Source organism: Mycobacterium sp., assembly GCF_036490025.1.
Classification (GTDB): Bacteria; Actinomycetota; Actinomycetes; order Mycobacteriales; family Mycobacteriaceae; genus Mycobacterium.
On record NZ_DASXEP010000052.1, the window covers coordinates 1 to 8,997 of the forward strand.

The 8,997-nt window shown below is 66.9% G+C and carries 9 protein-coding genes; all 9 read right to left on the reverse strand.

Annotated features, from left to right (window positions below; translation table 11 throughout):
• The gene (locus VGG53_RS05905) at window positions 1–291 is read right to left on the reverse strand and encodes a WXG100 family type VII secretion target (RefSeq protein ID WP_331517058.1); all 291 of its coding nucleotides are present in this window, start codon (window positions 289–291) and stop codon (window positions 1–3) included.
• A gap of 32 nt (window positions 292–323) precedes the next feature.
• On the reverse strand, window positions 324–617 hold the full coding sequence (gene esxG, locus VGG53_RS05910; protein ID WP_331517059.1) for a type VII secretion system protein EsxG: 294 nt from the start codon (window positions 615–617) through the stop codon (window positions 324–326).
• 47 nt (window positions 618–664) lie between these two features.
• Window positions 665–2,308 (reverse strand): PPE family protein, encoded by a 1,644-nt coding sequence (locus VGG53_RS05915; protein WP_331517060.1) that lies wholly within the window; start codon window positions 2,306–2,308, stop codon window positions 665–667.
• A 2-nt stretch (window positions 2,309–2,310) separates the two neighbouring features.
• Complete coding sequence (locus tag VGG53_RS05920; RefSeq protein ID WP_331517061.1) at window positions 2,311–2,619, reverse strand: PE family protein; 309 nt, start codon at window positions 2,617–2,619, stop codon at window positions 2,311–2,313.
• 115 nt (window positions 2,620–2,734) lie between these two features.
• A complete protein-coding gene (locus tag VGG53_RS05925) occupies window positions 2,735–3,694 on the reverse strand; it encodes a hypothetical protein (protein WP_331517062.1) in 960 nt (319 codons plus the stop codon).
• Window positions 3,694–4,899: a cupin domain-containing protein gene (locus VGG53_RS05930; protein WP_331517063.1), complete on the reverse strand. Its 1,206-nt coding sequence runs from the start codon at window positions 4,897–4,899 to the stop codon at window positions 3,694–3,696. The genes VGG53_RS05925 and VGG53_RS05930 overlap by 1 nt, the downstream gene beginning before the upstream one ends.
• Window positions 4,900–4,920: 21 nt before the next feature.
• Entirely contained in the window at window positions 4,921–6,396 is a 1,476-nt protein-coding gene (locus VGG53_RS05935; RefSeq protein WP_331517064.1) for a PPE family protein, read from the reverse strand.
• Between the two features lie 121 nt (window positions 6,397–6,517).
• Window positions 6,518–8,032: a PPE family protein gene (locus tag VGG53_RS05940; RefSeq protein WP_331517066.1), complete on the reverse strand. Its 1,515-nt coding sequence runs from the start codon at window positions 8,030–8,032 to the stop codon at window positions 6,518–6,520.
• Between the two features lie 120 nt (window positions 8,033–8,152).
• The coding region (locus VGG53_RS05945; RefSeq protein ID WP_331517065.1) for a heme o synthase at window positions 8,153–8,997 on the reverse strand (845 nt) is incomplete at its 5' end.

Here is an 8,997-nt window from a genome sequence, read left to right on the forward strand (position 1 = left end):
CTAGCCGCCCCATTTGGCGCCTTCGGCTTGGTCGCGGGCCAGCATCGAGGTGGTGTTGTTCTCATGGGTGCCCGCCATCGCGCGGTAGGACAACACCAACTGCTCCATGGCCTGATTCCACTGGGCCTGCCAAGCTTGGTAGCTCATCCCGGTGTCACCCTGCCAGCCCGCCTGCAACGCAGCCTGCTCACTGGAGATATCGGCACCCAAACTCTGCAAGGTGCCCGCATACCCGGCCATGTCCGCCGAGTGCGCCAGCATCGCCGGGTAGTTGTACATGATCTGCGACATCACAAAACCCTTTCCTCAAACGCTAACTGGCTCTAAAAACCCGGGTAGCTGCTCGCCGCAGCACTGTCAGCCGCCACATAGGTACCCGCGGCATCGCCGAGGTTGGCCTGCGCGATATCCAACAGCGAATTCACCTTGGCCGCCGCCGCCACAAACCGGGCATGCGCCGCCTGAAACGCCGCCGCAGAATCCCCGGCATGAAACGCCTGCGCCGACATCGCCTCCTGCTCGGCCTGACCAATCGTCGAGCGCATCAACCCCGCCTTGGCACCAAACGCCGACTCCGACGCCACCAACTGCGGAATATGAGCATCCAACAAACTCATCCCTCAAATCCCTTCCTCGAATGACTACCGTTGCCACACAAGCACATTCAGCTATCGCTCCCCTCCCCCAGCGGCTCTTCCGGCCCCCAGGTGCCCGGCAGCATCGGGATAGTCGGCCCGTTTCCGTAACCGTCATCGGATAGCGTAGCCAATCCGGTCGCCTGTTCACTGCCCTTCGACACGGTCCCGGAGAATCCCAGTGGCCCTGCGCCCTGACCCGAAGCCCCCGTCGACGCACCCCACTCCGGGCCGACATCGACGTTCATGTCGGCGAATTCGTCGGCGTGGTCGCGTTGCATCGCACGCCGGCGCCGGCGCGTCGGCTTTTTGGCCGCGGAGGCGACCGCCGCAGCGGCGGCCTCGGGCGCCTTCGATGCACCGCGCGACGTCGGCTCGTGCGTCTTGGCTTTCGCGCTTGTCCACGACCCGATCGTCGGACCGCCCACGACGTAGGGAGGTGTGAATCCCGGCCCGGCCGCAGGCGGCGCCGGTGCTGTCGGTGGCGGAGTCCCGGCGGGAACGCTTGCCGCGCTCGCAGGCGTGGGCGCCGGAGTCGGAGCGCTGGGCGCTACCGACGACACGAGGACAGCCGGGGCAGGTGCGGTCACCGGAAACAGGGCCGGCGCAGCGACGGATTCGATGGGAAGCATCGGGAGCACCGGCTGAGCCAAGGCGCCCAGCCCGGCCAGGCCCGCGGCACCGGCGGCAAGCGGCGTCAGCGCTGGCGCAAGGGCAACGAATAGTGCCGGGTTCGCTGACAAAAAACTCGTGACTTCCAGTATGTGCGTGGGAAAGTCGAACAGCTGCCAGCTGATGAACCACTGAATGGCTTGCACGGGATTCGTCTGTAGAAGCTGCCCGAAATACTGGAAGTCCTCGGTGAGTTCGAGGGCTCGCGCGACCCAGAAGGATGCCTGGCCGGGGTTGGTGTAGGTGTCGTAGGTCGCTCCGTTTAGCAGGCCTTGAGCAGGTTGCCAGTTGTAGCCGAAGTTCTGCAGCCACTGCGCGATAGCGTCGTCGAAGGGCGTGTCGACCGTCGGGTCGTGCGCAAGTTGCTGGTCGCCGATCCCTAACTGCTGCAGGAACTGCTGCAGCCACTGCGGGATTCCCAGCGGGTTGTCGCTGCTGTCAGCAGGCTGCGCCGTGTCGTTGGATTTCAGAATCGGCGGAGCTGGATCGGTGGCTGGTGTAGCCGTGACTGCCGTGTCGGCGACCGCCTGGTAGGTGCTCATCGTGGTCGCTGCCTGAACCCACATCCGCACATAGTCGGCCTCGTTGACCGCGATCGGAATCGTGTTGATCCCAAAGAAATTCGTGGCCTGCAGCACGCCGTGCACCACGTGGTTGGTGGCCAACTCGGGCATGGTCGGCATGGCCGTCAATGCGGCGGTGTAAGCGGCGGCCGCGGTTTCGTGCTGACTGGCCGCTGTGGCGCTGTCCGCGCTGGCCTGGGTCAACCACGCCAAATACGGCACATAGGCGGACACGAAAGATTCCGCGCTCGGCCCCTGCCAGCCGCCGGCCTGCACCTCGGCCAGCACTGCGCTGATTTCCTCGGCCACCGACGTGTATTCGGCGCTCAACGAGTTCCATGCCCCCGCAGCCTCGAGTAGCGAGCCGGGCCCAGGGCCACTGCTCAATAACGCTGAGTGCACCTCGGGCGGCGCGGCCATGAAGATGGGCGCCGTCATCGTCAGCCCCAGGCGCCGTGATACGACGCGGCCGCGGCGGCATCGCCCGCGACATAACTTGCACCCGACCCGGCGACCCCGACACCGGAGCGACCGAGCTCTTCGGCACCTTGGGCGGCAACCGCCGCGTGCTGGCCGCCGCGGAGACTGAACCCGGCCGCGGTCTGCAACGACACCGGATCGGCAGCGGGCGGCATCACGGCGGTGATCAGCGGCGCAGAGCCTGCCTGCGCGCTGGCCAATCGCGCGGTCAAGGCTTCAATGCGCGCGCTGGCCGCCACCAGGCCCTCTGGAACGACGCGCAATGTCATGACAGCCCTCCGAACACGGTGATGAACATGATTTTCATTAACAGTTTTAGCACACCGTAGTGGGATTGGAAACTCGGCGGGCCGATTGCGATTTCGCGTGCCAGACGCCCGGTGGCTAGGTACGCGACGCCAGCATTCGATAGCCGGGCTCGGCGTAGCGCCGCGCCGCTTCCCTCATCTCGTCGGTCACCGGCCGATGCTGCGGCTGGTCACCCGAAAAGGGCTGGGACTCCGGATCTTTCGAGTAGAACCGGGACTGTTCGGTCATGTGTTCAATCGCCGCGGCGTCGATGTCGATCCCGAAATGCGCTGACACCCGCTCCCATACCGCGGCGGGCAACTCGGCGTGGTCGACGCAGAGCCGCTGACCGGGACCCGCCGCGGCCGACAGCAGCATCGCGCCGAGCGCGCGCGCAGCGAACTCCGGTCGCGTCATGGTCGGCAGCTCCGCGGGATCGATGCCGAAACGCAGCGCGGTCTGGGTGGGCACCGTCCAGCGTCCGAGCCAACCCGGCGGATCGGCCAGCACCGAGGCCACGACGTGCGCCGGGTCGCGCTGAACCCAGACCCACGGCGTATCGGGGAAGGCCGCGGCCAGTATTTCCTGGCGGCGGACGTTCCAGCTGGTGCACTTGAGCACCAGGTGCTGTTCGTCGCCGTGCCGGCGTCGGCCGAGTGCCCGGACCAGAAGCCGTACAACTTGGACCAGTGCGGCCTGGTCGACGAGACCAGGATCGAGCCCGAGAAGCGCGTTCAGCGGCGAGGGTTCGGCGATAACCACCACGCCGGGCAGTGTGCCCAGTAGCCGGGACACCAGCGTCGAGCCGCACCGCGACAGATGGAAGATCATCCCCGCCGGGTCGAGTGACGGCTCGCTATCCAGAGCGAGCAACGCGTCGAGTCCGGTCCGGACCAGCGGTTGCGCTCGGGGTCCAGTGGACCAACGGGCGACGGTCTGCTCGAAGAACGGTTCGGCGAAGCGTTCTGCCGAAAGATCGGCCCAGTCGACGGTCGGTGCGGGCCCGGAGAAGTCGAATCTGACCGGCGTCCAGCGGGCAAGGTCAGCGACCTCCATCAGTTGTCCGGCAGCCGGACAAGGAACCCATTCACCAGCAGAGTTCGGGCCAGTTCGGTCTGCTGCGCCTCAGACAGCCCCGGCAGATCGGAAATTCTAACCGGCTCAGTGCTTTTGGAGAGGAAATGCAACGCCTCTTTATGGTCGGGACCGGCGCTGAGCACCAATTGTGCAAAGTGCAGCGCAACGCCGTCGGACGTGTCGGTTACCCGCGAATAAAGCGGTTGGTACTTCACCACCCAGGTATCAGCATCGATCCCGATGGCGTTCGTGATCGCCTGCCCGACTGGCGGGCTCTGGCCACGCCTGACGAGGTCGTCTGCGAGCGAACCAAGGCCTTCGGCGATCGCCCTCGGCTGCTCGAGGGCTTCGACGACGTCGCGGACGAGGACGCCCAGCGAGGCCTGTACATCTGGGTCGTCGAGATACCGGGGCGGCAGTTGGGTGTGCACGCGGTCATCGGAGTCGCTCAGCGAATGAAGCGCCCGGGTGACGAGCAGATGCAGCGTGGGCGCGATCAGGCCGACGGTCAGATGCACCGACACCTCGGAGGTGGCTTCGGCCGCGTGAATACGGCCGCGCGGCAGGTAGAGCACGTCGCCGATTTCCAAGCGGACGTCCGTGGGCGACGGCAGCCCGTCGGTCGCCACCGGCTCGTGGCGCAGCATCTCGCGCGCAGCCATATCGGCGCCGTCGTAGACGTGCCAGAGCTTGGATCCGCGGAGTTGCAGGATCAGCACGTCGTGCTCGTCGTAATGCGGGACAAAGCCTTGGGATTGCGGGGGCGTGAAGTAGGCGTTGACCTGTGTCGCGAAGTTCAGCTCGACCTCGATGCCGTGCAGCAGCGCGGACATTGCGCGGACATACCGATGGATACTTTCCAGGACGATCGTGTAGCCGTCGGCAAAGTCTCTGCCGATGGCTACGGCATCGAAGCCGCCCGCGCCCCGCCGGTAGACGTATGGCTCCTTTTTGTCGTTCTCCCGGACCAGCCGAACCAACGACAGATCCGGCCGAAACCAACCCAACAGCTCATCAATGGAGGCTGACCCGTCGAGCACCCGGTCGAAATATGCCGGGAAGTTTCGGCTCACGTGATAGTGCGTCCGCCCCCAGATCTCGGTGAGAAAGGTCTCGACCGTCAGCGGCGCCAGCAACCAGGCCAGTGACAAGTCGGGGTCGACGCCCGATACGCGCTGCGGCATTCAGCCATGTTTCCCTATTCGTTAACGCCCGCCGCGCTCAGCTGTGTTCCAGGTACCGGGCACCATCGGCATTACCGGCCCGTTCCCGAACTCGTCGTCGGCGAGCGTGGCCAAACCTGTTGCAGTCCAAGCTGTTTGGTTTGCGGTGCCGGCAAACCCCAACGGCCCGGCGCCGCGATCGGAAGTCGCCGTCGATCCGTTATGCGGCGCGTCCCAGTCAGGATCGACATTGATATTCATTTCCATGAATTCGTGAGCGTACCCGCGCATCCCGGCTCGCCGGCGTCGCCTCGACCGGTGTTGCTCGCGCGCGCCCACCGCGGCAGTCGCGGCGACGGAATACGGCTCCGCGGCCTTTTCCTTGGCGCCTGCGCCGGCGCCGCTGGCCATCCCTGAACCCACGCCGATGCCGGGCGGACCCACCGCATATGGCGGGACGAAACCGAGCCCGGCCGCGGGCGGAGCCGGCGACGACGGCACAGTGCTGGCGACCGTGCTCACCGGAACCGTGGGCGCGGACACCGGAGACGCGGTCGGCGCGCCTGCGCTGCCCGTTGCGACGGGGCTGCTGGTAGCCGTCGGCAAGCTCGATGTCTGGGGCGCCGGTGTTTGAGCGTCAACAGGGAGTGGCGCGGCGTCAGGTTGGATCCCGGCCAGCCCGGCCAGGCCCGCGACGCCTCCCGTCAACCCGATCGGCGCGATCAGCGGAAGCGCGTACAGCTCGGGGAAGGCGTTGATGAATTCGCCGAGGTGGCCGACCTCGTCGGAAATAAGCGCTGGAATGTCGGTTTCCAACTGTGATATTGCTGCCGACGGATTCGAGGCGAAGTCCGAAAAGTCGCGCCCTAGCGTGTCGGTGATTTCGGTGAGTCGATTGACGTACCAGGACAGGTCGTAGGGATTCCCGCCATCATTGTCGATGATGCCGCCGCCGTCGTCACCGCCGCCGTCGCTGTTGGAATTCACGATCTGCGGCGCCGGATCGGTTGGCGGCGTCGCGGCCAACGCGGAGGTGGACACCGCTTGATACGTCGTCATCGTGGTGGCGGCCTGAATCCACATCCGCGCATAGTCGGCCTCGTTGACGGCAATCGGAATCGTGTTGATGCCAAAGAAATTCGTCGCCACCAACACCCCGTGCAGCACGTGATTCACCGCCAGCTCCGGCAGGGTTGGCATCGCGGCCAGCGCCGCGGTGTAAGCCGTGGCGGCCGTCTCGCTCTGCGCCGCCTCGGCGGCGCCTTTGGCGCTCGCGTGCATCAGCCATGCCAAGTAGGGCACATGGGCCGCCACGTAACGCTCGGCGCTCGGGCCCTGCCAGGCTCCGACCTGTACCGCGGCCAAGACGTCACTGAGTTCTTCAGCGACGTCGGCGTATTCGATGCTCAATGCGCTCCATGCGTTCGCGGCGGCCAGCAGCGAACCGGGTCCCGGGCCGCTGCTCAGTAACGCCGAGTGCACCTCGGGCGGCGATGCCATCCAGACCGGCGCCGTCATCAGCCGGCCGTATCCACGGCCGAGCCGGCGCGAACCGGTGAGATCACCACGGCATTCAATACGACGCTGTGTCGTAGGACAAGACCTGGTGCGGGTAGGGGGTATCGGCCGGTCAAGGGCGTCATTCCCCGGGCAACCAGGTGTTCGGCAGCATCGGCATACTCGGTCCGCCGCCGTAACCATCGCCGTCCAGCGTCGCCAACCCGGTCGCCCGCTCTTCGCCTCTCGACGCTGTTCCGGAGAACCCCAGCGGGCCCGCACCCCGATCCGACGGCGCCGTCGATGCATCCCATTGCGGCTCGACATCGACGTTCATATCCATGAATTCGTGGGCGCGTGCGTGCTGCCGTGCGCGCTGATGCCGGCGCGTCCGGGTCCGTTCGGTCGCGCTGGACGAACCCGCCGCCGGGGACGCGGGTGCCTTGGATGCGCCCCGCGACGTCGGCTCGTGCGTCTTGGCCTGAACACCCATCCCGGCTGCCAATGCCGCACCACCCACCGCGTACGGCGGCGCGAAGCCGGGCCCCCCGCCCGGCGGTCCGCCGGGAGCCGTGACAGAACTCGGCGCGGGCGCACTCGAGACCGTCGGGGCATGGCCGCCGCTCGATCCGATGCTGCCGATGGTCGATGGCGCCGTGATCACCGGCACCGGAGCGACTGGCACCGCCGGCATGTCCGCAACCGGCGGAACGGGGACGCCCGAGACACCGGCGACTCCGGCGATGCCCGCCAGCCCGGCGAATCCCGCCGCGAACGCCGTGGGTATGGCGAAGGGCAACAAAAAGGGCGCCGCCTGCACCAACGGCCAGAACAGGACCACCGTGTGAAAGACCGTCCAGCCAAGCGCGGAGGCCAGCGCGGGTGAGAGGCCGGGGATCGCCGACTGAAGTGCGTTGGCGACGGCGCTGCTGAACTGAAAGGCGGGAAACGGCCACCCGTTCGGGTACAGCAGCTCGCCCAGCGGTTGAGCGAAATCCTGGGTGTAGATGTGCAACAGCGCGGCCAGCTCATCCTGCCACGACGAGTCAGCGGTGGCTGCCGCGGCCTGTTGCTGCGTCGCCGCGGCTTGCGTTGTCGCAGAGGCGGTTTCGCCGCCGGCGGTCAGGATCTGCGGGGCGCGCTCGGCCGGCGGGACGGCAGCGAGGGCCGATCCGGCGATGGCCTGATAGGTGCTCATTGTGGAGGCCGCTTGGATCCACATGCGCGCGTAGTCGGCCTCGTTGACCGCGATCGGAATGGTGTTGATGCCAAAGAAATTCGTCGCCACCAGCACCCCGTGCACGACGTGGTTGGTCGCCAGCTCGGGCAAGGTCGGCATCGCTGCCAGTGCCCCGGTGTAGGCGGTGGCGGCGGTCTCGTGTTGAGCCGCGGCGGTCGCACTGTCGGCGCCGGCCTGGGTCAACCAGGCCAGATACCGGCCATGGCCAGCGACATACTGCTCAGCGCTGGGGCCCTGCCATTGCCCGACCTGAACCCCCGCCAGGACCGCGGTCAGCTCGTCGGCAACCTCGGCGTATTCGGTGCTCAGCGACGACCATGCCCCCGCCGCCGCCAGCAGCGAACCTGGGCCGGGCCCGCTGCTGAGCAATGTCGCATGCACCTCCGGCGGCAAAGCCATCCAGATGGGCGCGGTCATAACCGGGGCGCCGCCGGCCGTCGATGAGGTCACGACGGCATTGAAAACTACGCCGTGTCGTAGTCGCAAGACCCCTTCGGGGTATGGGGTATCCGCAGGTCCGAGACCTCGCGCTAACAGTCAGGCGCTCAACAGAGTCGGCAACGCCAGCGCCGAATCGAGCGCCAGAGCGCAGAACACCACCGCGAGGTAGTTGTTCGACTGCAGGAACAATCGCAGCGGCTTGACCGCCTCGCCGCGGCGCACGCCGGCGTAGAGCTGGTGCGCCATTGCCAGGAACCACACTCCGGCCACCGCGGCCACCGCGGCGTAGAGCCACCCGGCGGCCAGGGCCAGCGCCAGCGTCGCGGCCACGGTCAGCCAGGTGTAGATCAGGATCTGCTTGGTGACCTGACGTTCGGTCGCGACGGCCGGCAGCATCGGCACACCCGCCGCCTTGTAGTCGTCCTTGTAACGCATCGCCAGCGCCCAGGTGTGCGGCGGCGTCCAGAAGAAGATGATCGCGAACATCACCAGGGCCGGCCACGCGATCGTCCCGGTGACAGCCGACCAGGCGATCATCACCGGCATGCAGCCGGCCGCGCCGCCCCACACCACGTTCTGCGAGGTGCGGCGCTTGAGCAGCAGGGTGTAGACGAACACGTAGAACGCGATCGTGCCCACCGCCAGCAAACCCGACAGCAGGTTGGTCGTCCGCCACAGCCAGACGAACGAGGCGACACTCAACACCAGTCCGAACACCAGCGCGTGTCCGGTCGGCACGGCATCGCGCGCCAGCGGACGCTGCGCGGTCCGCTTCATCTTCTTGTCGATGTCGGCGTCGGCCACGCAGTTCAACGTGTTCGCGCCGCCGGCGGCCAGCATCCCGCCGATCAACGTGTTGAGGATCAGCAGCGGGTTCACGCTGCCGCGGTGGGCCAGCAACATCGCCGGAATCGCAGTGACCAGCAACAGCTCGATGACCC

Excerpts from the sequence above, each read along its gene's own strand:
- VGG53_RS05930 (WP_331517063.1), bottom strand. The coding sequence starts at position 4,899 with ATGCCGCAGCGCGTATCGGGCGTCGACCCCGACTTGTCACTGGCCTGG.
- VGG53_RS05905 (WP_331517058.1), bottom strand. The coding sequence starts at position 291 with ATGTCGCAGATCATGTACAACTACCCGGCGATGCTGGCGCACTCGGCG.
- VGG53_RS05920 (WP_331517061.1), bottom strand. The coding sequence starts at position 2,619 with ATGACATTGCGCGTCGTTCCAGAGGGCCTGGTGGCGGCCAGCGCGCGC.
- VGG53_RS05940 (WP_331517066.1), bottom strand. The coding sequence starts at position 8,032 with ATGACCGCGCCCATCTGGATGGCTTTGCCGCCGGAGGTGCATGCGACA.
- VGG53_RS05915 (WP_331517060.1), bottom strand. The coding sequence starts at position 2,308 with ATGACGGCGCCCATCTTCATGGCCGCGCCGCCCGAGGTGCACTCAGCG.
- VGG53_RS05935 (WP_331517064.1), bottom strand. The coding sequence starts at position 6,396 with ATGACGGCGCCGGTCTGGATGGCATCGCCGCCCGAGGTGCACTCGGCG.
- esxG (WP_331517059.1), bottom strand. The coding sequence starts at position 617 with ATGAGTTTGTTGGATGCTCATATTCCGCAGTTGGTGGCGTCGGAGTCG.
- VGG53_RS05925 (WP_331517062.1), bottom strand. The coding sequence starts at position 3,694 with ATGGAGGTCGCTGACCTTGCCCGCTGGACGCCGGTCAGATTCGACTTC.